Raw genomic sequence first — 24,879 nt, 5'->3', positions numbered from 1 at the left:
TATTCCTATTCGATATTGAGTAGCTGTTGTAATTTTTCGATTTGAAAACCTGCAACAACTTCTCCATCAATTACAACTGTTGGAGTTGAATAGGAGTCATAGTCGTATAAAAGACGGTCGCGAGCAGCAGCGTCTTTTTTTACGTTGAATTCTTCATATGCAACGTTATTGTGTTTTAAAAATTCTTTCACAATGACACAAGGCGGACAATCAGGTTGTGTGTAAACCTCAATTTTTTTCATTGTAATTCCTCCTTTTTTCTGTTTTTTATTATATTCTTCCAGTATGAAAATCGCAATAAAGAAGGGAAAATATGTTCTTTCTGTTTTTTCCTTCGAATTTCGACAAATTTTTAGTTGAGTTTCTGGCCAATAACCTTTATCCTAGAGTGTGGAACATTTTTTCTGTTATGACGGATAGAATGAGTATAGCTGTAAAACCTATTGGTAGGAAGATCAGAGAAAGGAGAGATTTCATGTCTCTACTCCAAGGAATTTTAACTCGACTTGTTAGTCTACAAGAACAAGCTGAAAGCGGTGAAGTAGCACAACGCTATTTTGAAGTGAACGGTGAGCGCAAATGTAGCGTGAAATTTTTCGATAAAAGTGAAATGTATGAGTTAGAAGTGTATCAACAAGGTGAAAAACCTCAAGTGTATCAATTCGATAATATCGACATGGTTGCAATCGAGATTTATGACATCATTTCTTGATACATATAAAAAAGGTACTGCCATATGGCAGTACCTTTTTTAGTTCTATTACTTTCCAATATATATGTATAGGAATTTTTCGTTTTTCCCACAATGGTAATAAAGTGAAACTTTAATTAGTGGGGTTTTGTCCATCCCCACTGATTATTAGCCCACACCAATCGGCCAGCTTGCAAATAGCGGGATAAATATAATAAGGAGGTGTATAGTATGGAGCGTTTACCAGTTGTGGTTTGCCCTAATTGCCAAAATTCTGATGAGATTATTCATGTATTAACAGCTCAATCTAATCAAAATGTAATTTATACGTGCCAAGTATGCCATTATGTAATTCGAAATATTGAAACGAATAAAGGATAGGTAGTTATAATTTTTGTTTTTGTCCCATACAATGAGAATACGAAAAGTCTGTCTAATTGAAAGGACGTGACTATGTGGACGGTGAACATACATTTTATAATGTTTCAGAGAGACATTTGAATTTTGATATGGTCTTCAACCGTATTTGTAGTTTCATTGAAAGGGATCCACGAAATTTATATCGATTATCCATTGGGACAGACTCACAAGCACATCAAAAGGATACGAGATTTATTACGGCAATTCACATTCATCGCGTTGGAAAAGGAGCCTGGGGGTGCTTACACCATAAATCAGTAAAAGATAAACCAGCAACTTTACGTGAAAAAATATATTTAGAAACGCAGTTTAGTCAAGAAATTGCATGCCTATTTACTCCTAATCACATACAGACAATATGGGATTTATTGCATCCACATGCTCAAGATGGGGCGGGATTTATAATGGAAATTCATTTAGACATCGGGAATGATGGTTTAACAAAAGAATTTATTTTAGATATGACAGCGAAAATTCAAGCGATGGGATTAACTGCAAAAATTAAGCCGGATGCCTATGCAGCGTTTAGTTATGCAAATCGATACACGAAATAATCTGTATGTATTTTCGATTTTTAAATATCTTTAAATAAAAACTGAATATTACATCTATTAAATAGGCTGGAAATTTTATATAATGAGAGTAACGATGCGAGTATAAGGAGAGGGGCATATATGCAAAAGGAGTTTATTTTAACGAAAGAAGAAGAAAGTTTGTTATTAGATATTCTATTTCAGCAAAATTATGCGAGTGAAATTTTAGCTGTGGAACTTACGGATATTGAGAATGGTTTAAAAAAGACAGATGTGACGCAATATAAAAAAATTACAAGGTTATTTTACAGATTAAAAAATAAAGGGTATTAAGTGCTACCGGAATGGTAGTCTTTTTTTTGTGTTGTATGCTAAAATAGCCGTGTAATTGTATTTTTATTGAAATAAGGTTAGGACAAAATAATAATATGAAAACGCTGTCATAAAATGTGAATAGAATCGGTGAATATAAGCAAGAAAAAGGGAAGATGGGGGATGTAACATGATAAGTATTCCGAAAGATGAGTTTCAGCAAATTCTTGTGAAGGATTTAATGATTTCATCAGAAAAAGTAGCACATGTCCAAATTGGGAATGGTTTAGAGCATGCTTTACTTGTTCTTGTGAAATCTGGATATTCGGCGATACCTGTTTTAGATCCAATGTATAAACTGCATGGGTTGATTAGTACTGCTATGATTTTAGACGGTATGTTAGGGCTGGAACGCATTGAGTTTGAAAGGCTTGATGATATGAAAGTAGAACAAGTGATGAAGGAAGATATTCCAGTTCTTAAGTTAGAAGATTCATTTGCAAAAGCTTTAGAAATGACAATTGATCACCCTTTTATTTGCGCTGTCAATGAAGATGGCTATTTTGAAGGGATTTTAACACGCCGAGCTATTTTGAAATTGTTGAATAAAAAAGTGAGACAACATAATCGCTAACATGAGAAAAGTGACTTCATAGAAATAGAGAAGTCACTTTTTTTTCGTGCATATCAGTTGTGTATGTATTATATTTAAAAAGATAAAAAACATAAGAAAAGTTTGGATGGAAAAATCGGTTTTCCATATGAAAGTATTTAGTTAAATTAAGGATGAAAAGCTTATTGAAATAAGGTGTATGGAAGCTAAGGAAAGAGGGAGAAAGTTGCAAATTGATGATTTTCAAATGATGGTTGTGTTAGCTCAGGAATCAAATATGAGAAAAGCAGCGGAACGTTTATTTGTTTCACAACCTGCGCTTAGTCAACGATTACAATCTATGGAGAAACAATGGGGAATGAAGTTTTTTATTCGTTCACAAAAAGGATTGACAATTACACCTGAAGGGGAAAAAGTCGCAAATTATGCAAAGGAAATGTTGCAAAGGGAAGAGGATATTAAAAGCGAGCTAGCTGTTTTTAGAACAGAAACGCACGGAACGTTAAAAATAGCTGTTGCATCGGTTATTGGTCAATATTGGCTTCCTCCTGTTTTGAAGAAGTTTGTGCACAAATATCCTTCTGTGAAGATATCGCTGTTTACTGGCTGGAGTAGTGAAGTTCAAAAGCAATTTTATGAAGGAGACGTTCATGTTGCTATATTAAGGGGATCACAGGAATATAAAGGACAAAAGACACAATTATTTGAAGATGAATTATATTTAGTTGACAAAGAAATAAAAGATATTTCGATGCTAAAAGAAACAAATAGACCATTTATTCAATTTAAAAGTGATTCGACTTATTATGGACAAATACAAAATTGGTGGTATGGATTATTTTCTAATCCACCTAAGAGAACAATTGTAGTTGACCAAATTGAGACGTGCAAACAACTCGTTTTAAATGGTATAGGTTATGCTCTATTACCGTCTACTGTTTTAAAAGAAGTACAGGAAAATATGTACAAAACACCTGTTCAATTAACGAGAGAAACATGGTTATTAACGAGTGAATCGGCAAAACAATTGAAGCAAGTGCAAGCATTTTTAGAAATTATAGAAGAAATTCAAATGGAAAAATAGGATTATTATCTTGCTACTGGCTCTATCGTTTGGTAGAGTAACAGTATAAATGGATTTAGGAGGCAACAAGAATGAAAATGATGGACGCTAACGAAATTATTTCGTTTATTCAAAAAAGTGAAAAGAAAACTCCTGTAAAGGTATACATAAAAGGGGATTTAAAAGAAGTAACCTTCCCTGAAACAGTACAAGCATTTGTAAATAAAAAGTCAGGTGTATTATTTGGAGAATGGTCTGAAATTAAGACAATTCTTGATGAGAATAACAAGCACATTGTAGACTATGTTGTTGAAAATGACCGTCGCAATTCTGCAATTCCAATGCTTGATTTAAAAGGCATTAAAGCTCGTATTGAGCCAGGCGCAATCATTCGTGATCACGTTGAAATCGGCGACAACGCTGTTATTATGATGAATGCAACAATTAACATCGGTGCTGTAATTGGTGAAGGTTCTATGATTGACATGAACGCAGTACTTGGTGGACGTGCAACAGTCGGTAAAAACTGTCACGTAGGTGCAGGTGCTGTACTTGCAGGTGTAATTGAGCCACCTTCTGCAAAACCAGTGATCGTTGAAGATGATGTTGTAATTGGTGCAAACGTAGTTGTATTAGAAGGAGTTACAGTAGGTAAGGGTGCAGTTGTAGCAGCAGGAGCTGTTGTAACAGAAGATGTACCTCCATATACAGTTGTTGCAGGTACTCCAGCACGTGTAATTAAAGAAATTGACGAGAAGACAAAAGCAAAAACTGAAATTAAACAAGAACTTCGTCAATTAAACCCAGAGAAATAAAAACAAAAAAAGCGTAAGAGCATAAACAGGCTCTTACGCTTTTTATAGATAGAGGTGCAAAAATGACAATGAGCAAATTCGTCCAAATTCGTAGAGATTTACATAAAATACCCGAAATTGGATTTAAAGAGTGGAAAACACAACAGTATATTTTAGATTATATAGGAACACTTCCGGATGAATATGTGGAAGTGAAAGTATGGAAAACGGGTGTCATTGTTAAAGTAAATGGGAAAACCCCAGAAAAAATTATAGGCTATCGTGCAGATATAGACGGTTTACCAATTACAGAGGAAACTGGATATGAGTTTGCTTCTGTTCATGATGGAATGATGCATGCATGTGGGCATGATTTGCATACAACAATCGGTTTAGGACTTCTAACAGCAGCTGTAACAGAAAGAATAGATGATGACCTTGTATTCCTATTCCAACCAGCAGAAGAAGGTCCAGGGGGAGCTCTTCCTATGTTAGAAAGTGAAGAGTTAAGGGAATGGAAACCGAATATCATTCTCGGCCTTCATATTGCACCTGAATACGCTGTAGGAACAATTGCTACAAAGGAAGGGCTGTTGTTTGCGAATACATCAGAGTTATATGTTGATTTAAAAGGTAAAGGTGGACATGCGGCTTATCCGCATACTGCAAATGATATGATTGTTGCAGCAAGTCATCTTGTTACACAGCTTCAATCCGTTATTAGTCGTAATGTGAATCCTCTTGATAGTGCGGTAATTACAATTGGGAAAATTACAGGTGGTACAGTTCAAAATATCATAGCAGAAAAATCTCGCCTAGAAGGAACGATTCGAACACTATCAGTTGAATCAATGAAGCGTGTTAAAAGTAGAATTGAGGCAATTGTTGCAGGTATCGAAGCTTCTTTCCAGTGTGAAGCGGTTATTGATTACGGAGCAATGTATCATCAAGTATATAACCATGAAGAGTTAACGAAAGAGTTTATGCAATTTGTAAGTGAACAGACTGATATGAATGTCATTACATGTACTGAGGCAATGACAGGTGAAGATTTTGGTTATATGCTTCAAGAGATTCCTGGATTTATGTTTTGGCTCGGGGTAAATTCAGAATATGGTTTACATCACGCGAAATTAAAACCAGATGAAGAAGCAATTGAAAAAGCGATTGTATGTATAGATCAATATGTAAAGTGGAAAGGGAATAGAAATTAATTCCCACCTACCGCGTTATTATCGCCCTTCACACGCTTGAGGGGGGATTCTTTCGGAAAATCCGTTAAAAAGTTCATTTGGTCGTCTTAATAATGAGCAGGGGAGATTAGCCGCTGCTCATTATTAATTATTGCTAATAGGAAAGATAATTATTTAACTAACTTATATATGTTTACTTTTAGTATGAAAAGTGTGTAAAATCAATGTGAAACATGGAAAAAAGGGTGGGGAATTACGTGCAAATTAGCAGTGCAATGTTGTGTTTTGTCTTATATGCATATGTTATTATTGCGGCGGTTTATTTTGGGATAAGTTTTTATGCCTACCGTTTAGTAGATAATAATGAATATGACGAAACATATAAATGGGTGAAGAGATATTTATCACCTGTACTAGAAATTATGAATGGGTTTGTGCTCTTTTTATTTATTGGATTAATTGCTTTCTCAACGAGTTTAGTCGGTAATAAAACTACGCTATTTGTATTAGGTATCATTATTTTTATGTTGTTAGGAATACGGATTGGTAATACGGTGTTTTGGAATGAAAGAAAAGTAGATGGTTGGACGGGAATGTTAATCCCGTGTATGCTAGCTGCAATTGTAACGAATATAGAGCATGAGTATTATCAATTACACTTTTGGCTTATTATCGTTTTAACAATTCTTTCTGTTTTGTATATAAGTACAGTCGTATTAACATACATTGCACATGAAAAAGGGGATGTTAAAGGGACTCGTTTCTTTAGAGGACGTGCATTATTTTGGAGTGTGCCAACGATGGCCGTTATAGGAATTATTGCGATATTAGTAAATGGATATCAATTTTCTGATTGGAAGATGTTTCTAGAAAATTGGTGGATTTTCATCCTTTCGTTTGCTGCTTTTTTAGGCGCGACACATTATTTATTCCATCAACACCATTACAAATGGGCGCTGTTATTTGCATTTACACAGCTTCTATTCGCTTTTTTCGGCCAAGAAACATTGTTATTTGTTTTTGAAACATTTAGTTCATTTGGAAATATATTTGTATTTGGCATGTTACTTGTTGGTATCGCCTTTTATTTACAACAATATTTTTATATGCAAAAACAAAAATAGAAGTGATCTACAGGTTTTTGTGACGCATATAAAGTATGTTACAATGAAAATACATAGTACTTGAAGTTATTGGAGGAATTCCTGTGGGTGAGAAAGAAAAAGAATTTGCTGTCATTGGACTTGGACGTTTTGGTGGAAGTATTTGCCGAGAACTAGCTCAATTAGGTATGGAAGTAATGGCAATTGATTCAGATGAAGATAAAATTAATGAGTTTGCAAATATAGCTTCGCATGCTGTAATTGCAGATTCAACAGATGAGATGGTATTAAAAAGCCTTGGCATTCGTAATTTTGATCATGTAGTCGTTGCTATTGGTGACAATTTAAATTCAAGTATTTTAACAACATTAATTTTGAAAGAGTTAGGTGTAAAAAATATTACTGTAAAAGCTCAAAATGATTACCATGAAAAAGTGTTAAGTAAAATAGGTGCAGATCACATTGTGCACCCGGAGCGTGATATGGGAAAAAGGATTGCTAATAATATTGCATCAAGTAATGTGTTAGACTATCTTGAGCTTTCCGATGAGCATAGTATTGTAGAAATCATTGCAAATAAAAAAATTGACGGTCATTCTTTAATCGAATTAGACATTCGTGCGAAGTTTGGATTGAATATTGTAGCAATTAAACGTGGTAAAGAAGTTATTGTATCTCCTCGAGCTACGGAAAATATACAAGCGGGAGATATATTAATTGTAATTGGTCATGACGATGAAGTAGATCGTTTTAAACATTTTTTAAGATAAGTGAAAAGGACAATACCATGAAGGTATTGTCCTTTTTCTTATATCTCCATAATGATTGGTAAAATCATTGGGCGACGTTTCGTTTTCTCATATAGGAATGGTGCCAATGTGTCTGTAATTTCATTTTTAATTTCAGACCATTGTGTTGTTTTACGTTCCATTACTTTTTCTAAATGAGTTGTAATTAATGTTTGAGCGTCGTTGATTAAATCACTACTTTCACGCATATAAACGAAACCGCGTGAAATGATATCAGGTCCTGCTGCAACTTTGAACTCTTTCATATCAATGCTTACAACTACAATAACAAGTCCTTCTTCAGAAAGGATACGACGATCGCGTAATACGATATTACCGATATCTCCAATACCATTTCCGTCGATATAAACAGAGCCAGATGGTATTTTACCAGCTACGCTTGCTTCATCTGAACGCAAGGCAAGAACATCTCCATTATCCATGATGAAACAGTTCTCCTCTGGAATACCACAATCATTTGCTAATTTCATATGCATACGTTGCATACGATATTCACCATGAATTGGCATGAAATACTTCGGTTTAATCAGGCGTAGCATTAGTTTTTGCTCTTCTTGTCCGCCATGTCCACTCGTATGAATGTTTGATAGCTTGCCATGGACTACATTAGCACCAGCGCGATACAACATGTTAATTGTACGGCTTACACTAATTGTATTACCAGGGATTGGTGAAGAAGAGAAAACAACTGTGTCGCCAGGAATGATTTGAATTTGACGATGTGTACCATTAGCAATACGTGAAAGTGCTGCCATTGGCTCACCTTGACTACCTGTACATAAAATAACAACTTTATTAGCTGGTAGTCGGTTTAATTGAGCTGTATCTATAAATGTATCTTTCGGACAGCGAATATAACCGAGATTTTGTCCGATTTCAATCGCTGCTTCCATACTGCGACCGAATACAGCCACTTTACGATTGTTTTCAACAGCTGCTTCAACAACTTGTTGCAAGCGATGGATATTTGATGCAAAGGTTGCAAAGATGATACGACCTTCTACTTTGCGGAAAATATCTTGAATACTATCACCAACACGGCGCTCAGACATAGTAAAGTTTGGAACTTCACTATTTGTACTGTCAGATAAGAGACAAAGTACACCGTCTTTTCCGATTTCCGCCATTTTTGTTAAGTCCGCAGGTTCGCCGACTGGTGTGAAATCAAATTTGAAATCACCAGTATGAACAACTTGTCCTTGAGGTGTTTTCACAACAACTCCGTATGAATCTGGGATACTGTGAGTTGTACGGAAGAAGGAAACAGATGTCTTTTTAAATTTAATAACATCGTCTTCTTGAATTTCATAAAGTTTTGCTTTACGAAGTAATCCGTGCTCTTCTAATTTGTTTTTGATTAGTGCAATTGCTAATTTTCCGCCATAAATCGGAATGTTCACTTGACGTAATAAGTAAGGAATTCCACCGATATGATCTTCGTGACCATGTGTAATGAATAATCCTTTGATTTTATCTTCGTTTCGCACAAAATAAGTGTAATCTGGTATTACATAATCGATTCCGAGGAGTTCGTCTTCTGGAAACTTAATTCCAGCATCAATAATAATAATTTCATCTTGAAATTGAACAGCATATGTATTTTTACCGATTTCACCAAGTCCACCTAAAGCAAAAACGGCAGCTTGATCATTCTTTAGAAATTTCATATGACTATACGATTTCCGCTAATGTTAAATCAGCGTTTTCTTTTTCATATTCAAGATGAGCACCAGTAACAGACTGAACGAACTCGATATTATATGCGAACTTATTTAATTTTTTACGAACATCCTTTTCAGACGTAGCCTCTAAATATAAAACTTTTGTATTTTCACGTACTGGAACCTCAGTCAGTTTTTCTTGATAAAATACTTTAAAAATCATTTGGAAAACCTCTCCTTGTCTATGTTTTGCATTATCTGTTACTTATTATAAAGCAAACAGTCACGATTTTCATGTTTTTTCGAATGAGAATGAAGAAAAAGCCCGAAATGGGCACAATTTAAGCGATTGTCTTTTTGCGGACTAGATCATTTAAATAACGCTTGAGCTTTTTCTTCAGCTTCTTCAGCATGATTACTCCTTCCTTCCCTTATTTTAAACATGCATATTACTAGTAAAAACTCCGTCTCTGATATAAGAAAGAAGACAAAAGTGAATTGTGAATCTTGTCCTTTCTCATACAGTGAAAGGTGTTCTATAGTAACGATTAGTAGCCGCTAGTTATAGGTATAGTATGAGAAAAAATAGAAAAGAAAATTCATACGAACAAGTATCACATTTTTACTAATATATATATGCAGGTTTGATTAATAAGGTTAGAAAGTGAACGCTTTCTTCACAGATGTTTAATATGTTATACTTTTTTTTGGAATTTGAAAAGCGATAATCAAAATAGGAGTATAGAGTGCTAGAAAGGATTTTGGCAAATGAATGATAAAATTGTCTTTTTTGATATTGATGGAACATTATTAGATCACGATAAGAAAATACCACAATCTACACGAGATGCAGTAAGACATTTACAAGAAAAAGGTGTGCATGTAGCAATTGCGACAGGGCGTGCGCCATTTATGTTTGAAGATATTCGTAAGGAACTTAATATACATAATTATGTCAGCTTTAATGGTCAGTATGTTGTATTTGAAGATGAGGTAATATTTAACAATCCGTTACATGCAGCTGCCTTGCATAAGTTTACTCAGTTTGCAAAACAAGAAGGGTATCCACTCGTATATCTTGATCATCAAGAGATGAGAGCGTCAGTGGAATATCATGATTATGTGAAAGAAGGGTTCGGAAGTTTAAACTTCGAGCATCCAGCATATGAACCTGATTTTTATGAGAAACGTAATATTTATCAAACACTTCTTTTCTGCGAAGTAAATGAAGAGGAAAAGTTTATTAATCAGTACCCAGATTTTCATTTTATTCGTTGGCATGCGTATTCAATGGATATTATTCCAAATGGTGGTTCTAAGGCGAAAGGGATTGAGAAATTCATTGAGAAATTAGGGTTTAACCGTGAACAAGTGTATGCATTTGGCGATGGATTAAATGATTTAGAAATGATTGAAGCAGTCGGGACAGGTATTGTGATGGGGAATGGTCATGAAGATTTGAAAAAACTTGCGAATTATGTGACAAAGGATGTTAGTGAAGACGGTATATATCATGGGTTAAAATGGGCTGGATTGTTATAAGTTAGTGTGGAACCCATTTCATATAATTAAAAAGGCGGAAGTTAACCTTCCGCCTTTTTATCCTGCTATTTGCGGGATAATAATTAGAGGGGATGGATACTTCCCTCTAATTATTATCGCTCCAGAGGTTTGGACTCATCAGGAGCGGAAAATGGATTTTCTTTATTAATATGATCATAGAACATAATACCGTTTAAATGGTCGATTTCATGCTGGAATACGATTGCTGGCAACCCTTTTAAACGTAACTTAACTTCTTCTCCGTTAATAGATGTTGCTTTCACTGTAATCCTTGTGTAACGAGGGACATAACCTGGTACATCGCGGTCTACGGAAAGACAGCCTTCACCATTTGGTAAATATGTACGTTCAACAGAATGACTAATGATTTTTGGATTAAATAATGCATGACTATATAACGTACCATTCGTATCAGTTACATGAACAGCAATCATCTTCTTTGAAATCCCGATTTGCGGAGCAGCTAATCCGATTCCAGGGCGTAGACTATATTTTTCAGCCATTTCAGGGTCTTGGCTATTTATTACAAATTCAATCATTTCTTTAAGGGTATTTGTATCTTCTTCACTCGCTGGTATGGTTACCTCTTCTGCAACATTGCGCAAAATAGGATCTCCTTCGCGAATGACATCATTCATTGTAAGCATATGTAATCTCTCCTTTCTTCTTTAGTCTACCAAAGGAGATGAAAAAAGTCATCGCCAAGTGAGGGGATGACTTTGGAAATCGTTTTACTATAGGTGAGTTATGTATGTGATAAAAAGAAAAGACGGCAAAGCCGTCTGTTTCTTTCCATAGTTGTTTCATTTTACATTAGCGAATGCAAGCAGCACCGACAATAATTAAAAGAATAAACAACACAACGATTAAGGCGAAGCCGCGTCCAGACCCGCCACAAGAACCGCCATAACCGTAGGAAGGATATGAACAAGTTGGATAGCAATATGAGTATCCGTACATGAGATGACCTCCTTTATCATTTCCCGCTAATACTGCGGTTATTATAATGTATGGAGGGAAGAGTAGAAATGTATAGGTATTTACCTATAAAAGGAAGAAGAGTTTGTATATTTTTGTTAAAAAGAGAGAAAAACTAAAGAGGATTAAATCGTTTACATATTATTCTAAGAGAAAAAACAAGTTAAAAAGGGAATAATATAACAGTAGGTTAATGCTTACTAATACAGATGTGAAAATAAAAACACGTATGCTTAGAAGAAACCTACATGTTATTTATAAAAAAAACGTAACCAAAGTAATTGACATCGTAATTAGAATAGTTGTAAACTAAAAAACGTGATCAAGATTGTATTAATATGTTTTTGAAAAAACATTAGTACAGATTGTTAGGTACACAAAATTATTCTCAACCGACAGATAAATTTGTTGGTTTACATTGTTGCGTTTTCGGTTTAGCTAATGAAAGCGTTTCAGAATATGGTTCAAGAGAGGAAGAGGTGAACGGAATGGGTACTAAAACAAAAAAGACCCTATTTAATGTTGATGAGCAAATGAAAGCTATCGCAGCTCAATTTGAAACATTACAAATTTTAAATGAAAAAGGCGAAGTTGTGAATGAAGCAGCTATGCCTGAATTATCTGATGATCAATTAAAAGAATTAATGCGCCGTATGGTGTATACTCGCGTACTAGATCAACGTTCTATTTCTTTAAACCGTCAAGGACGTTTAGGTTTCTACGCACCAACAGCTGGACAAGAGGCTTCTCAGTTAGCAAGTCATTTCGCACTTGAAGCAGAAGATTTCATCTTACCAGGATATCGTGATGTGCCACAATTAGTATGGCACGGTTTACCATTATACCAAGCATTCTTATTCTCTCGTGGACATTTCATGGGTAACCAAATGCCTGAGAATGTAAATGCACTTGCTCCACAAATCATTATCGGTGCGCAAATCATCCAAACTGCTGGTGTTGCGTTAGGTATGAAATTACGTGGTAAAAAATCTGTTGCAATTACTTACACTGGTGACGGTGGTGCTTCACAAGGTGACTTCTACGAAGGTATGAACTTTGCGGGTGCATTCAAAGCTCCAGCAATCTTCGTTGTACAAAACAACCGTTATGCAATTTCTACTCCAGTAGAAAAGCAATCTGCAGCTAAAACTGTAGCTCAAAAAGCAGTAGCAGCAGGTATTTACGGAATTCAAGTAGACGGTATGGATCCATTAGCTGTATACGCAGCAACTGCTTTCGCTCGTGAGCGCGCAGTAAATGGTGAAGGTCCTACTTTAATCGAGACTTTAACATTCCGTTACGGTCCACATACAATGGCTGGTGATGACCCAACTCGTTACCGTACAAAAGATATCGAAAACGAATGGGAACAAAAAGATCCAATCGTACGTTTCCGTGCTTTCTTAGAAAACAAAGGCCTATGGTCTCAAGAAGTTGAAGAGAAAGTAATCGAAGAAGCGAAAGAAGATATTAAACAAGCAATCGCTAAGGCTGACCAAGCTCCAAAACAAAAAGTTACTGATTTAATGGAAATCATGTACGAAAAAATGCCTTACAACTTAGCTGAACAATATGAAATTTACAAAGAAAAGGAGTCGAAGTAAGCCATGGCTCAAATGACAATGATTCAAGCAATCACTGATGCTTTACGCGTTGAAATGAAAAATGATCCTAACGTACTTGTGTTTGGTGAAGACGTTGGTGTAAACGGCGGTGTATTCCGTGCTACTGAAGGTTTACAAGCTGAATTCGGTGAAGACCGTGTAATGGATACTCCACTTGCAGAGTCTGGTATTGGTGGACTTGCAGTTGGACTTGCACTTGAAGGATTCCGTCCAGTTCCTGAAATCCAATTCTTCGGTTTCGTTTATGAAGTAATGGATTCAATCTCTGGTCAATTAGCTCGTATGCGTTACCGTTCTGGTGGACGTTGGACTGCTCCAGTAACAGTTCGTTCTCCATTCGGTGGTGGTGTTCATACTCCTGAACTACATGCGGATAGCTTAGAAGGATTAGTGGCTCAACAACCTGGTCTAAAAGTTGTTATTCCATCTACTCCATACGATGCAAAAGGTCTTTTAATCTCTGCGATTCGTGACAACGATCCAGTTATCTACTTAGAGCATATGAAATTGTACCGTTCATTCCGTCAAGATGTACCAGAAGGCGACTACACAATTGATTTAGGCAAAGCTGATATCAAGCGTGAAGGTACAGACGTATCTGTTATCGCTTACGGTGCTATGGTACACGCTGCATTAAAAGCTGCTGAAGAACTTGAAAAAGAAGGTATCTCTTTAGAGGTTGTTGACTTACGTACAGTTCAACCATTAGATATCGAAACAATCATCGCTTCTGTTGAAAAAACAGGCCGCGTAGTTGTAGTTCAAGAAGCTCAAAAACAAGCTGGTATTGCAGCAAACGTTGTAGCGGAAATTAACGACCGTGCAATCTTAAACTTAGAAGCTCCAGTTGTACGTGTTGCAGCTGCTGATACAGTATTCCCATTCTCTCAAGCTGAGAGCGTATGGTTACCAAACCACAAAGATATTGTTGAAGCTGTTAACAAAGTAATGAACTTCTAATTTTTAGCTTTTCATGTGCAAAAGAAATCAGCACATGCTGGTTTCTTTTGTACATATTCTATAATAATGAAATGAATCAGGGGGCTGAATTCCGTGGCATTTGAATTTAAACTACCAGATATCGGTGAAGGTATCCACGAAGGTGAAATCGTAAAATGGTTTATTAAACCAGGCGATGAAGTAAATGAAGACGATGTACTTCTTGAAGTACAAAATGATAAAGCAGTAGTAGAAATCCCTTCTCCTGTTAAAGGTAAAGTACTTGAAGTACTTGTAGAAGAAGGAACAGTTGCAATTGTAGGAGATACATTAATTAAATTTGATGCTCCTGGATACGAAAACCTTAAATTTAAAGGTGACGACCATGATGCAGCTCCAAAAGCTGAAGAAGCAGCAGTAGAAGCTCCAGCAGCGGAAGCTACTCCAGCAGCAACTGCAGAAGTAGTAAATGAGCGCGTAATCGCTATGCCATCTGTTCGTAAATATGCTCGTGAAAAAGGTGTAGACATCCATAAAGTAGCTGGTTCTGGTAAGAACGGCCGCGTTGTGAAAGCTGACATCGATGCATTTGCAAATGGTGGACAAACAGTAGCAGCAACTGAGGCTCCAGCAGCAGTAGAAGCTACTCCAGCAGCAGCAAAAGAAGAAGCACCAAAAGCACAACCAATCCCAGCTGGTGAATATCCAGAAACTCGTGAGAAAATGAGTGGTATCCGTAAAGCGATTGCGAAAGCAATGGTTAACTCTAAACATACAGCTCCTCACGTAACATTAATGGATGAAGTTGATGTAACTGAGCTTGTTGCTCACCGTAAGAAGTTCAAAGCAGTAGCAGCTGACAAAGGTATTAAATTAACTTACCTTCCATACGTTGTAAAAGCTTTAACATCTGCATTACGTGAATTCCCAATGTTGAATACTGCTTTAGACGATGCTTCTCAAGAAATCGTTCACAAACATTACTTCAACATCGGTATCGCAGCTGATACAGACAAAGGTCTATTAGTGCCAGTTGTTAAAGATACAGATCGCAAGTCTATCTTCACTATTTCTAACGAAATCAATGATCTTGCTGGTAAAGCACGTGAAGGTCGTCTAGCTCCTGCTGAAATGAAAGGTGCTTCTTGCACAATTACAAACATTGGTTCTGCAGGTGGACAATGGTTCACTCCAGTTATCAACCACCCAGAAGTAGCAATCCTTGGTATCGGCCGTATCGCTGAAAAACCAGTTGTGAAAAACGGTGAGATTGTTGCAGCTCCAGTATTAGCATTATCTTTAAGCTTTGACCATCGTTTAATTGACGGCGCAACTGCTCAAAAAGCATTAAACCAAATTAAACGTCTATTGAATGACCCACAATTATTAGTAATGGAGGCGTAATAACAATGGTAGTAGGAGATTTCCCAATTGAATTAGATACAGTCGTTGTTGGTGCAGGTCCTGGTGGATACGTTGCGGCAATTCGTGCAGCACAATTAGGTCAAAAGGTAGCAATCATCGAAAAAGCTAACCTTGGTGGCGTATGCTTAAACGTTGGATGTATTCCTTCAAAAGCGTTAATCAATGCAGGTCATCGTTATGAGAATGCAATGCATTCTGATGACATGGGTATCACTGCAGAGAACGTAAAAGTTGACTTTACAAAAGTTCAAGAATGGAAAAACGGCGTAGTTAAGAAATTAACTGGCGGTGTTGAAGGCCTTCTTAAAGGTAACAAAGTTGAAATCATTCGCGGTGAAGCTTACTTCGTAGATGCTAACACATTACGCGTAATGACTGAAGATGCAGCTCAAACTTACACGTTTAAAAATGCTGTTCTTGCAACTGGTTCTACACCAATCGAAATTCCAGGATTCAAATACTCTAAACGTGTTATCAACTCTACAGGCGCTTTAAGCTTACCTGAAATTCCTAAAAAACTTGTTGTAATCGGCGGCGGTTACATCGGTATGGAATTAGGTACTGCATATGCTAACTTCGGTACAGAAGTTACTGTAGTAGAAGCTGGCGACGAAATACTAGCTGGTTTCGAAAAAGCTATGAGCTCTGTTGTTAAACGTGCTCTTCAAAAGAAAGGTAACGTAAATATCCATACAAAAGCTATGGCTAAAGGCGTTGAAGAAACAGAAACTGGCGTAAAAGTTAGCTTCGAAGTTAACGGTGAAATCCAAACTGTAGATGCAGATTACGTATTAGTAACTGTAGGTCGTCGTCCAAATACTCAAGAAATCGGTCTTGAGCAAGTTGGAGTTAAAATGACTGACCGCGGCATCATCGAAATCGATGAGCAATGCCGTACAAACGTATCAAACATCTATGCAATCGGTGATATCGTTCCTGGACCACCATTAGCTCACAAAGCTTCTTACGAAGGTAAAGTAGCTGTTGAAGCAATTAGTGGCCATGCATCAGCAATCGATTACATCGGAATTCCTGCAGTATGCTTCACTGATCCAGAATTAGCATCTGTTGGTTACACTAAGAAACAAGCAGAAGAAGCAGGAATGACTGTAGCTGTATCTAAGTTCCCATTCGCTGCAAACGGTCGTGCGTTATCATTAAACAGCACTGACGGTTTCCTACAACTTGTAACACGTAAAGAAGATGGTCTTCTTGTAGGTGCTCAAGTTGCAGGTGCAGGTGCTTCTGATATTATCTCTGAGATTGGTTTAGCTATCGAAGCTGGAATGACAGCTGAAGATATCGCTCAAACAATCCATGCTCACCCAACATTAGGTGAAATCACAATGGAAGCAGCTGAAGTTGCTCTTGGAATGCCAATTCACATTGTAAAATAAATAATGAAAAAAGCGTCTCTTAAATTTTAGAGACGCTTTTTTATTTGCCGAAAAACTTGGATTAATAAATGCTATTTGCTTGAATTCTTGTATGAATAAAGGATAAGTCGCATTTACATAAGAATTTGTAATAATGACAACATACAGTTTGTTTTGCATATAAATAGTTATGAGCCTAAAAAATACTAGAAGAATAGAGAATAAAAGTTTTAAATAATTGATACACATAGAAGCATGTTTTGAAATATAGAGAGGATCAGGCTGAATTATATAATAGAAGGGATATATGAGGAGGTAACGCTATGAAAACTACGCTAGTTTCATTTTTACATCTAGTTTTATGGAGTGGATTTTCAGCAGTGTTATTATTGTCAAGTCGTGATAAACTTCATTATAAAATTTTTCTTTTTCTCATATTTGTTTACTTAGCGTATGTGATAGCGTATTTCATACTAAGTGCAAGGAGAAAAGCAATATTTCTTACTTGCACAAATAGTATGGTTTTTCTCATCATTTATTTTTGTTTTTAAATTAACGTTTGTAGAAATACATTGTTCTTCCATTAAATAATTGTAACTCTCCTTCTAACTTCTTCGCTAGAAAACGACTAAATTCATTTGCTTTTCCTTTATCTCCAAATGTCGCTGTAGTAGGTAAAGAAATTTGAATGAAAGATTGCTCTTTTTCTATTCCGATTCCTACATAAATCGAATCATATCGATCGTGACTTGATTGGAGTTTTAACGTTGTCTTTGATGTATCCAATATTTCATAAGGAAAAGCTGTATTTGTATAATCATAATTAATTTGCTCACCAGTCCTGGAAGTGACGGTTTTATAGTTGTGAAAAAGGTGTTTTACATCTTCTATTGAAACAGATTGTTGATTGGAATTAGGTACAAGCGTAATAAAGGCATGTTGCATATAAGTTCCCCCTAATTTAGTAGAATACTATCATTCTACATCCTACTGAATTTTTTGACAATTAAAAGGAGTATTACTTTTTTTGTTTAATATAGTATGAGTAGGAAAGGTGATCTAGAAAGGTGGAAACCGATGTTTGAAAAATTGTATGATGAGCATGAAAGTGTGAAGGTACGATTTTTAGGGTTTATGACACATGATACGCGCTATGATTTTGGGGTTATTTATACAAATATGTTTTTTGGAAAACCGCTCATTGTTTGTATGCAGACGGGAAGGTCTACTTTGCTTGGACAAGATGATGTGGAGAATGTTCAATATATGCAGGAAATTTTCAAGTTAGGGTCGGAAGAGGAAGCAATGGAGTTAGCTCAGTTTTTCAAATTTCTTGTGCCATCTACTTCTTTACATGCGGAGTATGAAGAATAATTAACGAGAAACAGTCGTACGTATGAATACGGCTGTTTTTTGTATGAATATCGCATACTAATTAAATTTTAAAATATTTAATGTGTTATACTAAAAACCTATTGACGTAAAAAGTATAACATATTAAAATAAAGACAGAAAGTTAAGCGGTTACAAAAGTTTTTGGGATTATAAACTTAGGGGGAAATGGAAAATGGGAACGATCGTATGTCAAGATTGTGAAGGTACAATTGCACACTTTGAGGATGAGAAAGTAACGGTACTTTACGGGAAATGTGGATCTTGCGGATGTGATCACACAGAGCATACAAAAGCCCAATAATTGATAGGAAATGGACAGCTAAAAGTTTTTAGGACCATAAACTTAGGGGGAAATGAAAAATGGGAACAATCGTATGTCAAGTATGCGAAGGAACAATCGCGCATTTTGAAGATGAGAAAACAACAGTGCTTTACGGGAAATGTGGAACAAATTGTGACTGTGCTAGTAGAGATAACGCGAAAGCTTAATGATAAATAAGTAGATTACTATTAGAACTCAGGGGGAAATGAAAAATGGGAACAATCGTATGCCAAGTATGTGAAGGAACAATCGCACATTTTGAAGATGAAAAAACAACAGTACTATATGGGAAATGTGGATCGCATTGCGAATGTAACCATAAAGAACATACAAAAGCTTAATAATAAGAAAGAGCGCCTACATATGTAGGCGCTCTTTTTAATAAATTGTAGTTGTATGGCCAACTGTTGCAACGATTGCATCATCTCTAATTGGAATAAACCCTATGGCTGTTTGTGGTGTGTTTTGAGAAGCGTAGTGACTCATTAGACGGCTATCAATACGAGTAATCGTATCAGTCAAAAAAGCTGAAATAAAAGCGTAAGGGACTCGTCGTTCATTTAATGAGTAGATAATTTCTTCTTTTGTTTTTACACCTACGCCATGTCCGTAAAAAAAGAAATTCCCTAGATAGATTGTGTTTTCTCCTTGCCACTCGATCGTAGATGGATTCACTTGTGGGTTTTTAAAGTAAACGAGATCGGCTGGAACAAGATCGCCTCCCGTTTTTGTTATGAGCTTTAAATCTTGATCGTAATCCCATGTATAAAGTAAAAGGTTAGCAAATAGGCGGTTGAAAGTTTCTTCCTCATATAATGACAGTAAAGCTTTGTAAAAAATAATTATCATAGCGGTTGCGCATTCAGTACCATATAGTTTACCGTTTTTGAAAATATCTTGGATGGCGATAGAAGATGGAATATTTGGAAGGAGCTGAAATCCTCCTAGTGATGTTCTTTTCCAAAACTTGGGGTTACAAAAGGATTGTTGAAACGTACGAAACTGAAATCCACTTTGAAAAAGTTCTAGTGCAGAGGTAATAATATTAACGCGCAAATTTAGATCAAAGCTGAGTTCATCAGCTGTTCGGAAGGAATAAACTTCTTGATTTCCCGCCATTATGGATAAAATTTGTTGCTTCTCAGCTGAAAATGGCTCATATTCATTTGTGATATAAGGGTGTACAATAGAACGGCCTATTACAATCATAATGGTATCCCCACCTATATGCTGCAGATTTCGCGATACGTGAAAGCCCATTTAGGACTTTAGTCCGCCTTTTGGCATGGGATGAAAGTATCGCTTGTTCATAGAAAACATTTATATATTTGGTATACATTACCTATAGAGAAGTACAAGTCTTTAAAACTCCAATGTGTTCCTTGCAAAAGGGTATCATGTCGAATTCACGCTATCGGTAAAATGATATGTGTCGTCAAGAATAAGGCGCTAAAATACCTGGATACGAATCTGTACGGTATGGTGGTAGTACAGTATTTTACGAACCTATAAGGCCTGTTGTGAGAGTTGTGATGGCAAACCGCAATCTTGCACGTCAGCGATACTAGAGATGGACTTCGACTTTTGTAGCAAGAATCCCAATGACGTTAGTGCACCCATTCAGGGTGGGAGTAACAAATTCTTTAGTATCGTATGAAAAAAAGGAAAAAAGGGTGAAAGAAAAGCCTATCAAATGATAGGCTTGTACTCTTTAATAACGCGCAATGTTTGTAATGTCATATCTTCAGGACCTTGTACAGGCAAACCTGCTTCTAAATTTTTACGAATATACTCTAAGTTATCTTGTGTAATAATTTCCCCCGGAGTAAAGATTGGAATCCCTGGTGGATAAACCATAACAAAATCAGCTATAATACGACCCGCTGCATTTTCAAATGGAATGACTTCTGTTTCTGAATAAAAAGCATCTCGAGGAGAAAGTGCTAGCACCGGAATTTCCGGAATTTCTACTTGTACTTGAACACCTTTATCCGCCCTATTAATAAATGTTGCTGCTAAATCTTGTAATGCTGCAATAAGTGTATTTGTATCACTTTCTGTATCTCCCAAAGTGATAAGACATAGTATATTGTATAAATCTGAGAGTTCTACTTCAATATTATAGTGCTCTCTAAGCCATACTTCAGCCTGATGACCGGTAATACCTAAATCTTTTACAGATACAATTATCTTTGTAGGATCATAGTTAAAAGTAGCGTCCGTACCTAACATTTCTTTTCCAGGACAGTAAAGATGCTCAATAGCATTTATAGCATCACGAACATGTTCAGCTAATTGTATAGTTTGTCCTATGAGCGCTTTTCCTTCTGTAGCAAGACGTTTTCTAGCAACATCAAGTGATGCTAACAAAATGTAAGAAGTTGATGTAGTCGTAAGCATGCTAATAATAGATTGGACATGCTTTACGTTGACAAGGCCTTCTTTCACATTAAGAATAGAACTTTGAGTTAAAGAGCCTCCTAATTTGTGAACACTTGTTGCTGCCATATCTGCACCGGCTTGCATCGCTGACATTGGCAATTCATCGTGAAAATGAATATGGACACCATGAGCTTCATCGACTAGTACAGGGATATCGTATGAATGTGCTAATTGTACAATCTGTTCTAAGTCTGCAGCAAAGCCAAAGTATGTTGGATTAATAACAAGTAAGCCTTTCGCATCTGAGTGCTCTTCAAGTGCCTTTTTGACAGATTGAATTGTGATTCCATGTGAAATTCCAAGTTTTGGATCGATTTCAGGATGCATGAAAATCGGTTTTGCACCTGAGAAAATAATAGCTGACATTACTGATTTATGCACGTTTCGTGGTACTAGGATTTTGTCACCAGGACCGCAAACGCTCATCACCATTGTCATAATTGCGCCACTTGTACCTTGAATAGAAAAGAAAGTATGATCTGCACCGAACGCAGCGGCGGCTAAATTCTGTGCTTCTTTAATCATACCTTTTGGATGATGTAAATCATCGAGCGGCGCAATATTAATTAAATCAATTGCTAATGCATTATGCCCAATAAATTCGCGAAATGTAGGATCCATGCCCTGTCCTTTTTTATGACCAGGAATATGGAATTGAATTGGATTTCGCTTACTGTGCTCAACTAAAGCGGTAAACAATGGTGTTTCGTATTGGGACAATCTATACACCCCTTCTTCTTCATAATATTTAGTATAGTTTGTTTTATATAATCTCGCTCTAAAACAGTTAAGTTCTTTTTTAGAATGAGACTTGTTTTTCTGCCATTCGCAAAATCATTTTTGAGATGGAAGGTTCACTTTATTTTCTATAAAACAAAAGCATTATATCACCAATAATTATAGATGTATAGAAAAAAATATTTTTAAGGTGTGTATGTTTAATATTTAGGTTCAACTAATGAAGAGAGGAAGGCGATTCCATTGAAATGAATAAATAGTGTATAATGCAAAGTGTCTATAGTGAAGAAGAAAAAATCTCTTTAATATAGCATATTGAAACAAGAAGAAATGATAAATGAGGTGCGAAATGGAATATCAATATCCGTTAGATTATGATTGGTCAAATGAAGAAATGGTTGCAATTGTGAAGTTTTATGAAGCAATTGAGAAAGCATATGAAAAAGGAATTATGAGAGAAGAATTAATGGGATTATATCGTCGTTTTAAAGAGATTGTTCCATCGAAAGCAGAAGAAAAGAAAATTGATAAAGAATTTCAAGAGGTCAGTGGGTATTCTATATATCGTGCCATTCAAAGGGCAAAAGAAGTCGAAGAACAAAAGCTTGTGAAAATGTAAAAAATATTTTGAAAAATAAAAACCGAAGTGATATAATGTGATAACAACTAAAAACGGACAATATAAATTGTCCGTTTTCTACTATCGATTACAAAGTGCATATAAAGGAAGGAGTGATTGCATCGTAGATTCAATCTTAGCAAGGAATTGTTCGTTGGTCATTGCTGAAAACTCCTCTGGTGCTATATGAATACCAACTAATAATTCTGCTTTTTTCACGGTAGCTAAACGTTCAATCATCTTTTGTAAGTCTTCTATTTCAAGCGTGTTATGCAATTTTACACTTGGTTTAGTATGGTCAATGGACCAAACGAAATCATTTGGAATATTTGTTTTTAAATCATTTAAATGTTCTAAGAAGGCGTGAGCCGTCTCCACTTTTTGTGGACACTCATAGATTAAACCAAAGTATATGAAGGCATGAGTACCCCATAACCCAATTTGGAAATGTGGTAACATTTTATATCCGCGTTTATTTGTTGAAAAAGCAACCCAAGTATCGTTTGGTGGATTGACTTTGCGACGGGCATGTTTTGCCACATGATAGAAAAAATTTTCATCAGTTTGTTTAGATAAATACTCTGCAAACTGTTCCCCTAAAGCTTCTAGCTTAGGATGAATATTCGTTTTAATTGCACTCATTCGTTCTTCGAGACCATCAACTGTAAAGACCTCAAAATCAGTTGATTTGAATGTTTGTAGTGTCATGATTGTTCCTCCAACTCCTATTTTGCTTTTATTTTAGCATAGCTTGTACTATTCATAAAAAAAACAGCACAAAAAAATTTATATAAAAAAATATAATTTTGTTGCATAGATGATTTATCCAACATAGTATAGTATAAAACAAAAAATCAGAAAATTGAATTAATTCTAGTCCGAGGGCAAACGAATATTGGGAGGAGGCAAATAATATGAGACAGGTGATTAATGCGTTAAAGAGAACAGATGCTGAAAAGAGAATTCCGGTGCTACGTTTGGAGCTAGATTATGAATTAGCAACTTTATATGATGCGATGATGGAAAACGATAATCAGAAAAAAGAAGAGTGTGTACAAAAGTTAGAAGTGTTAAGACTTGAAATGATTCGTTTAGAAGCGTAATAATAGTATATGTATAAAAAATTAGTTGGTGCGAACCTTATAAAGGGTTCGTTTTTTCTGTGAACAGTAAAGATCGGAGTGTTTAAACATGCACGAGGTATGGAAAGACATTGATACACATGCAAAACAATGGATTCGAGACGCAGGAGAGCGTTTAATGTTATCAATGAAAAAAGCACTTATTATAGAAACAAAATCAAATGCAGCGGATTTAGTAACGAATATGGACCGAGAAACGGAGCAGTTTTTAATTGGGAAAATTAAAGAAACATACCCGGACCATTATATTTTAGGCGAAGAAGGTTACGGAGATGAGGTTACTTCATCTGATGGGGTTGTTTGGTTAATTGATCCAATTGATGGCACGATGAACTTTGTTCATCAAAAAAGAAATTTCGCAATTTCAATTGGAATTTATGAGAACGGTATCGGAAGAATTGGTCTAATCTATGATCCAGTTCATGATGAACTATATCATGCTGTAAAGGGGGGAGGGGCTTTTTGTAATGGTGTATCTATTCCGATGTTGGAAGAAGGTACAGTAGAGCAAGGAATCATTGCTCTAAATGCAATATGGCTTACCGACAACCCATTGCTTAATATGGAAAAAATGATGACACTTGTTAAGAAAGCGAGAGGTACGAGGTCATATGGTTGTGCAGCATTAGAAATGGTATACGTTGCAACGGGAAGAATAGATGCATATGTAACACCGAGATTATCACCATGGGATTTTGGTGGGGGACAAATAATCGTAGAGGAAGTTGGAGGAAAGGTGACAACATTCTCCGGAACGCCACTTTCTATCGTAGAGAAGAGCAGTGTGTTAGTTGGAAAACCAAGGGTATATGAAGAAATATTACCATTCGTATCGCAATAACAAAAAAAGTAAGAGGCTATTAAAGAAGCTTCTTACTTTTTAACGTTATTGCGATTTACGCATTTTTCTTTTTGTTACAAAACCGTATCCAACTGTAACAAATGTGCCGATAATGCAAATAATAACACCGATGGGGCTATTTTCAGCAATCATAATACCGATACCAATTAAGAAAATAACACCGATAATTGCGGTTAATAAAAAGCGATATTGAATGTGTTCCATTTCTTCACCCTCCAATCTCATTTTACTTTCACAAAAGTAAGAATACAACTATATTTT

General features: G+C 36.0%; 33 protein-coding genes. 23 read left to right on the top strand and 10 right to left on the bottom strand.

All coding sequences use genetic code 11. The features are described from left to right. Nucleotides 1-5 precede the first annotated feature (5 nt). Complete coding sequence (locus ACQKNI_RS09975; RefSeq protein ID WP_000717876.1) at nt 6-242, bottom strand: glutaredoxin family protein; 237 nt, start codon at nt 240-242, stop codon at nt 6-8. A gap of 233 nt (nt 243-475) precedes the next feature. Between ACQKNI_RS09975 and ACQKNI_RS09970 the strand changes: the two genes are divergently transcribed. From ACQKNI_RS09970 to ACQKNI_RS09925, 10 genes are all read left to right on the top strand, one after another. Then, nucleotides 476-712 (top strand): YkuJ family protein, encoded by a 237-nt coding sequence (locus ACQKNI_RS09970; protein WP_000055151.1) that lies wholly within the window; start codon nt 476-478, stop codon nt 710-712. A 210-nt stretch (nt 713-922) separates the two neighbouring features. Continuing rightward, nucleotides 923-1,072: a hypothetical protein gene (locus ACQKNI_RS09965; protein WP_000440543.1), complete on the top strand. Its 150-nt coding sequence runs from the start codon at nt 923-925 to the stop codon at nt 1,070-1,072. 74 nt (nt 1,073-1,146) lie between these two features. Next, a complete protein-coding gene (locus ACQKNI_RS09960) occupies nt 1,147-1,665 on the top strand; it encodes a ribonuclease H-like YkuK family protein (protein WP_000348523.1) in 519 nt (172 codons plus the stop codon). A gap of 120 nt (nt 1,666-1,785) precedes the next feature. After that, nucleotides 1,786-1,977 carry an antirepressor AbbA gene (abbA, locus tag ACQKNI_RS09955; protein WP_088230227.1) on the top strand — a complete coding sequence of 64 codons (192 nt, stop codon included), beginning with the start codon at nt 1,786-1,788 and terminating at the stop codon, nt 1,975-1,977. Between the two features lie 169 nt (nt 1,978-2,146). Next, complete coding sequence (gene cbpB, locus ACQKNI_RS09950; RefSeq protein ID WP_000623574.1) at nt 2,147-2,590, top strand: cyclic-di-AMP-binding protein CbpB; 444 nt, start codon at nt 2,147-2,149, stop codon at nt 2,588-2,590. Nucleotides 2,591-2,768: 178 nt separating this feature from the next. Next, complete coding sequence (locus tag ACQKNI_RS09945; protein ID WP_088230226.1) at nt 2,769-3,653, top strand: LysR family transcriptional regulator; 885 nt, start codon at nt 2,769-2,771, stop codon at nt 3,651-3,653. 71 nt (nt 3,654-3,724) lie between these two features. Then, nucleotides 3,725-4,447 carry a 2,3,4,5-tetrahydropyridine-2,6-dicarboxylate N-acetyltransferase gene (gene dapD, locus ACQKNI_RS09940; protein WP_000783241.1) on the top strand — a complete coding sequence of 241 codons (723 nt, stop codon included), beginning with the start codon at nt 3,725-3,727 and terminating at the stop codon, nt 4,445-4,447. Nucleotides 4,448-4,509: 62 nt separating this feature from the next. Next, the gene (locus ACQKNI_RS09935; RefSeq protein ID WP_427282350.1) at nt 4,510-5,640 is read left to right on the top strand and encodes an N-acetyldiaminopimelate deacetylase; all 1,131 of its coding nucleotides are present in this window, start codon (nt 4,510-4,512) and stop codon (nt 5,638-5,640) included. A gap of 236 nt (nt 5,641-5,876) precedes the next feature. Further along, on the top strand, nt 5,877-6,743 hold the full coding sequence (locus ACQKNI_RS09930) for a cytochrome C oxidase assembly protein (RefSeq protein ID WP_088230224.1): 867 nt from the start codon (nt 5,877-5,879) through the stop codon (nt 6,741-6,743). Nucleotides 6,744-6,826: 83 nt separating this feature from the next. Beyond that, on the top strand, nt 6,827-7,492 hold the full coding sequence (locus ACQKNI_RS09925; RefSeq protein WP_000504032.1) for a potassium channel family protein: 666 nt from the start codon (nt 6,827-6,829) through the stop codon (nt 7,490-7,492). A 38-nt stretch (nt 7,493-7,530) separates the two neighbouring features. Here the strand turns inward: ACQKNI_RS09925 and rnjA are convergent, their stop codons facing one another. Together rnjA and ACQKNI_RS09915 are read right to left on the bottom strand one after the other, a co-directional pair. After that, a complete protein-coding gene (gene rnjA / locus ACQKNI_RS09920) occupies nt 7,531-9,198 on the bottom strand; it encodes a ribonuclease J1 (RefSeq protein ID WP_088230223.1) in 1,668 nt (555 codons plus the stop codon). Between the two features lie 4 nt (nt 9,199-9,202). Beyond that, on the bottom strand, nt 9,203-9,415 hold the full coding sequence (locus tag ACQKNI_RS09915) for a DNA-dependent RNA polymerase subunit epsilon (RefSeq protein ID WP_016080445.1): 213 nt from the start codon (nt 9,413-9,415) through the stop codon (nt 9,203-9,205). Between the two features lie 545 nt (nt 9,416-9,960). On the opposite strand from ACQKNI_RS09915, the gene ACQKNI_RS09910 reads away from it, so the two are divergent. Next, nucleotides 9,961-10,734, top strand: coding sequence for a Cof-type HAD-IIB family hydrolase (locus ACQKNI_RS09910; RefSeq protein ID WP_088230222.1), 774 nt, complete (start codon nt 9,961-9,963; stop codon nt 10,732-10,734). A gap of 113 nt (nt 10,735-10,847) precedes the next feature. On the opposite strand, the gene def is transcribed toward ACQKNI_RS09910, so the two are convergent. Next, nucleotides 10,848-11,402, bottom strand: a complete 555-nt coding sequence (def, locus tag ACQKNI_RS09905) for a peptide deformylase (protein WP_088230221.1) — start codon at nt 11,400-11,402, stop codon at nt 10,848-10,850. Nucleotides 11,403-11,568: 166 nt separating this feature from the next. Further along, a complete protein-coding gene (locus tag ACQKNI_RS09900; protein WP_000274562.1) occupies nt 11,569-11,715 on the bottom strand; it encodes a YjcZ family sporulation protein in 147 nt (48 codons plus the stop codon). 506 nt (nt 11,716-12,221) lie between these two features. Here ACQKNI_RS09900 and pdhA point away from each other — a divergent pair. The 5 genes from pdhA (at nt 12,222) to ACQKNI_RS09875 (ending at nt 17,649) form a co-directional block, all read left to right on the top strand. Next, the gene (gene pdhA / locus ACQKNI_RS09895) at nt 12,222-13,337 is read left to right on the top strand and encodes a pyruvate dehydrogenase E1 component subunit alpha (protein WP_000536893.1); all 1,116 of its coding nucleotides are present in this window, start codon (nt 12,222-12,224) and stop codon (nt 13,335-13,337) included. A gap of 3 nt (nt 13,338-13,340) precedes the next feature. Then, on the top strand, nt 13,341-14,318 hold the full coding sequence (pdhB, locus tag ACQKNI_RS09890) for a pyruvate dehydrogenase complex E1 component subunit beta (protein WP_000068165.1): 978 nt from the start codon (nt 13,341-13,343) through the stop codon (nt 14,316-14,318). Between the two features lie 93 nt (nt 14,319-14,411). Beyond that, nucleotides 14,412-15,701, top strand: a complete 1,290-nt coding sequence (pdhC, locus tag ACQKNI_RS09885) for a pyruvate dehydrogenase complex dihydrolipoyllysine-residue acetyltransferase (protein ID WP_088230220.1) — start codon at nt 14,412-14,414, stop codon at nt 15,699-15,701. Between the two features lie 5 nt (nt 15,702-15,706). Further along, entirely contained in the window at nt 15,707-17,119 is a 1,413-nt protein-coding gene (gene lpdA / locus ACQKNI_RS09880; RefSeq protein WP_088230219.1) for a dihydrolipoyl dehydrogenase, read from the top strand. Between the two features lie 302 nt (nt 17,120-17,421). Then, nucleotides 17,422-17,649, top strand: a complete 228-nt coding sequence (locus tag ACQKNI_RS09875; RefSeq protein WP_000858996.1) for a hypothetical protein — start codon at nt 17,422-17,424, stop codon at nt 17,647-17,649. A 1-nt stretch (nt 17,650) separates the two neighbouring features. On the opposite strand, the gene ACQKNI_RS09870 is transcribed toward ACQKNI_RS09875, so the two are convergent. Next, nucleotides 17,651-18,043 carry a DUF1885 family protein gene (locus ACQKNI_RS09870; protein WP_088230218.1) on the bottom strand — a complete coding sequence of 131 codons (393 nt, stop codon included), beginning with the start codon at nt 18,041-18,043 and terminating at the stop codon, nt 17,651-17,653. Between the two features lie 132 nt (nt 18,044-18,175). Between ACQKNI_RS09870 and ACQKNI_RS09865 the strand changes: the two genes are divergently transcribed. The 4 genes from ACQKNI_RS09865 to ACQKNI_RS09850 all read left to right on the top strand — a co-directional run bounded on the left by ACQKNI_RS09865 (nt 18,176) and on the right by ACQKNI_RS09850 (nt 19,156). Beyond that, nucleotides 18,176-18,472 carry a DUF3055 domain-containing protein gene (locus tag ACQKNI_RS09865; RefSeq protein WP_000462035.1) on the top strand — a complete coding sequence of 99 codons (297 nt, stop codon included), beginning with the start codon at nt 18,176-18,178 and terminating at the stop codon, nt 18,470-18,472. A 193-nt stretch (nt 18,473-18,665) separates the two neighbouring features. Continuing rightward, nucleotides 18,666-18,794: a GapA-binding peptide SR1P gene (locus tag ACQKNI_RS09860; protein WP_000536778.1), complete on the top strand. Its 129-nt coding sequence runs from the start codon at nt 18,666-18,668 to the stop codon at nt 18,792-18,794. A gap of 59 nt (nt 18,795-18,853) precedes the next feature. After that, complete coding sequence (locus ACQKNI_RS09855; RefSeq protein ID WP_000536789.1) at nt 18,854-18,982, top strand: GapA-binding peptide SR1P; 129 nt, start codon at nt 18,854-18,856, stop codon at nt 18,980-18,982. A 45-nt stretch (nt 18,983-19,027) separates the two neighbouring features. Continuing rightward, nucleotides 19,028-19,156, top strand: coding sequence for a GapA-binding peptide SR1P (locus ACQKNI_RS09850; protein ID WP_088230217.1), 129 nt, complete (start codon nt 19,028-19,030; stop codon nt 19,154-19,156). A 37-nt stretch (nt 19,157-19,193) separates the two neighbouring features. On the opposite strand, the gene ACQKNI_RS09845 is transcribed toward ACQKNI_RS09850, so the two are convergent. After that, complete coding sequence (locus tag ACQKNI_RS09845; protein ID WP_088230216.1) at nt 19,194-20,024, bottom strand: protein-glutamine gamma-glutamyltransferase; 831 nt, start codon at nt 20,022-20,024, stop codon at nt 19,194-19,196. Nucleotides 20,025-20,504: 480 nt separating this feature from the next. After that, entirely contained in the window at nt 20,505-21,977 is a 1,473-nt protein-coding gene (gene speA, locus ACQKNI_RS09840; RefSeq protein ID WP_140417320.1) for an arginine decarboxylase, read from the bottom strand. 367 nt (nt 21,978-22,344) lie between these two features. Between speA and ACQKNI_RS09835 the strand changes: the two genes are divergently transcribed. After that, nucleotides 22,345-22,614: a UPF0223 family protein gene (locus ACQKNI_RS09835; RefSeq protein WP_000456542.1), complete on the top strand. Its 270-nt coding sequence runs from the start codon at nt 22,345-22,347 to the stop codon at nt 22,612-22,614. 81 nt (nt 22,615-22,695) lie between these two features. Here the strand turns inward: ACQKNI_RS09835 and ACQKNI_RS09830 are convergent, their stop codons facing one another. Next, on the bottom strand, nt 22,696-23,322 hold the full coding sequence (locus ACQKNI_RS09830) for a YktB family protein (RefSeq protein WP_088230214.1): 627 nt from the start codon (nt 23,320-23,322) through the stop codon (nt 22,696-22,698). Between the two features lie 206 nt (nt 23,323-23,528). Between ACQKNI_RS09830 and ACQKNI_RS09825 the strand changes: the two genes are divergently transcribed. Beyond that, on the top strand, nt 23,529-23,717 hold the full coding sequence (locus ACQKNI_RS09825) for a hypothetical protein (protein WP_001250169.1): 189 nt from the start codon (nt 23,529-23,531) through the stop codon (nt 23,715-23,717). An 88-nt stretch (nt 23,718-23,805) separates the two neighbouring features. Beyond that, nucleotides 23,806-24,597 carry an inositol monophosphatase family protein gene (locus tag ACQKNI_RS09820; RefSeq protein ID WP_088230213.1) on the top strand — a complete coding sequence of 264 codons (792 nt, stop codon included), beginning with the start codon at nt 23,806-23,808 and terminating at the stop codon, nt 24,595-24,597. A gap of 45 nt (nt 24,598-24,642) precedes the next feature. Here the strand turns inward: ACQKNI_RS09820 and ACQKNI_RS09815 are convergent, their stop codons facing one another. Then, the gene (locus ACQKNI_RS09815) at nt 24,643-24,822 is read right to left on the bottom strand and encodes a DUF5325 family protein (RefSeq protein ID WP_071746871.1); all 180 of its coding nucleotides are present in this window, start codon (nt 24,820-24,822) and stop codon (nt 24,643-24,645) included. Nucleotides 24,823-24,879 lie beyond the last annotated feature (57 nt).

It is taken from the genome of Bacillus sp. NPDC094064 (assembly GCF_050279585.1).
Taxonomy (GTDB): Bacteria; Bacillota; Bacilli; order Bacillales; family Bacillaceae_G; genus Bacillus_A.
This window is presented reverse-complemented; position numbering and strand designations above follow the sequence as displayed.

What these genes read in the sequence shown, in the direction of transcription:
- ACQKNI_RS09975 (WP_000717876.1), bottom strand. Translation starts at nt 242, where the DNA reads ATGAAAAAAATTGAGGTTTACACACAACCTGATTGTCCGCCTTGTGTC.
- ACQKNI_RS09850 (WP_088230217.1), top strand. Translation starts at nt 19,028, where the DNA reads ATGGGAACAATCGTATGCCAAGTATGTGAAGGAACAATCGCACATTTT.
- ACQKNI_RS09935 (WP_427282350.1), top strand. Translation starts at nt 4,510, where the DNA reads ATGACAATGAGCAAATTCGTCCAAATTCGTAGAGATTTACATAAAATA.
- ACQKNI_RS09870 (WP_088230218.1), bottom strand. Translation starts at nt 18,043, where the DNA reads ATGCAACATGCCTTTATTACGCTTGTACCTAATTCCAATCAACAATCT.
- ACQKNI_RS09835 (WP_000456542.1), top strand. Translation starts at nt 22,345, where the DNA reads ATGGAATATCAATATCCGTTAGATTATGATTGGTCAAATGAAGAAATG.
- ACQKNI_RS09825 (WP_001250169.1), top strand. Translation starts at nt 23,529, where the DNA reads ATGAGACAGGTGATTAATGCGTTAAAGAGAACAGATGCTGAAAAGAGA.
- ACQKNI_RS09945 (WP_088230226.1), top strand. Translation starts at nt 2,769, where the DNA reads ATGGAAGCTAAGGAAAGAGGGAGAAAGTTGCAAATTGATGATTTTCAA.
- lpdA (WP_088230219.1), top strand. Translation starts at nt 15,707, where the DNA reads ATGGTAGTAGGAGATTTCCCAATTGAATTAGATACAGTCGTTGTTGGT.
- ACQKNI_RS09965 (WP_000440543.1), top strand. Translation starts at nt 923, where the DNA reads ATGGAGCGTTTACCAGTTGTGGTTTGCCCTAATTGCCAAAATTCTGAT.
- def (WP_088230221.1), bottom strand. Translation starts at nt 11,402, where the DNA reads ATGCTTACAATGAATGATGTCATTCGCGAAGGAGATCCTATTTTGCGC.
- ACQKNI_RS09970 (WP_000055151.1), top strand. Translation starts at nt 476, where the DNA reads ATGTCTCTACTCCAAGGAATTTTAACTCGACTTGTTAGTCTACAAGAA.
- cbpB (WP_000623574.1), top strand. Translation starts at nt 2,147, where the DNA reads ATGATAAGTATTCCGAAAGATGAGTTTCAGCAAATTCTTGTGAAGGAT.
- ACQKNI_RS09855 (WP_000536789.1), top strand. Translation starts at nt 18,854, where the DNA reads ATGGGAACAATCGTATGTCAAGTATGCGAAGGAACAATCGCGCATTTT.
- ACQKNI_RS09865 (WP_000462035.1), top strand. Translation starts at nt 18,176, where the DNA reads ATGTTTGAAAAATTGTATGATGAGCATGAAAGTGTGAAGGTACGATTT.
- ACQKNI_RS09915 (WP_016080445.1), bottom strand. Translation starts at nt 9,415, where the DNA reads ATGATTTTTAAAGTATTTTATCAAGAAAAACTGACTGAGGTTCCAGTA.
- ACQKNI_RS09860 (WP_000536778.1), top strand. Translation starts at nt 18,666, where the DNA reads ATGGGAACGATCGTATGTCAAGATTGTGAAGGTACAATTGCACACTTT.
- ACQKNI_RS09830 (WP_088230214.1), bottom strand. Translation starts at nt 23,322, where the DNA reads ATGACACTACAAACATTCAAATCAACTGATTTTGAGGTCTTTACAGTT.
- ACQKNI_RS09875 (WP_000858996.1), top strand. Translation starts at nt 17,422, where the DNA reads ATGAAAACTACGCTAGTTTCATTTTTACATCTAGTTTTATGGAGTGGA.
- dapD (WP_000783241.1), top strand. Translation starts at nt 3,725, where the DNA reads ATGAAAATGATGGACGCTAACGAAATTATTTCGTTTATTCAAAAAAGT.
- ACQKNI_RS09820 (WP_088230213.1), top strand. Translation starts at nt 23,806, where the DNA reads ATGCACGAGGTATGGAAAGACATTGATACACATGCAAAACAATGGATT.
- abbA (WP_088230227.1), top strand. Translation starts at nt 1,786, where the DNA reads ATGCAAAAGGAGTTTATTTTAACGAAAGAAGAAGAAAGTTTGTTATTA.
- rnjA (WP_088230223.1), bottom strand. Translation starts at nt 9,198, where the DNA reads ATGAAATTTCTAAAGAATGATCAAGCTGCCGTTTTTGCTTTAGGTGGA.
- pdhB (WP_000068165.1), top strand. Translation starts at nt 13,341, where the DNA reads ATGGCTCAAATGACAATGATTCAAGCAATCACTGATGCTTTACGCGTT.
- ACQKNI_RS09910 (WP_088230222.1), top strand. Translation starts at nt 9,961, where the DNA reads ATGAATGATAAAATTGTCTTTTTTGATATTGATGGAACATTATTAGAT.
- ACQKNI_RS09900 (WP_000274562.1), bottom strand. Translation starts at nt 11,715, where the DNA reads ATGTACGGATACTCATATTGCTATCCAACTTGTTCATATCCTTCCTAC.
- ACQKNI_RS09815 (WP_071746871.1), bottom strand. Translation starts at nt 24,822, where the DNA reads ATGGAACACATTCAATATCGCTTTTTATTAACCGCAATTATCGGTGTT.
- ACQKNI_RS09845 (WP_088230216.1), bottom strand. Translation starts at nt 20,024, where the DNA reads ATGATTGTAATAGGCCGTTCTATTGTACACCCTTATATCACAAATGAA.
- pdhA (WP_000536893.1), top strand. Translation starts at nt 12,222, where the DNA reads ATGGGTACTAAAACAAAAAAGACCCTATTTAATGTTGATGAGCAAATG.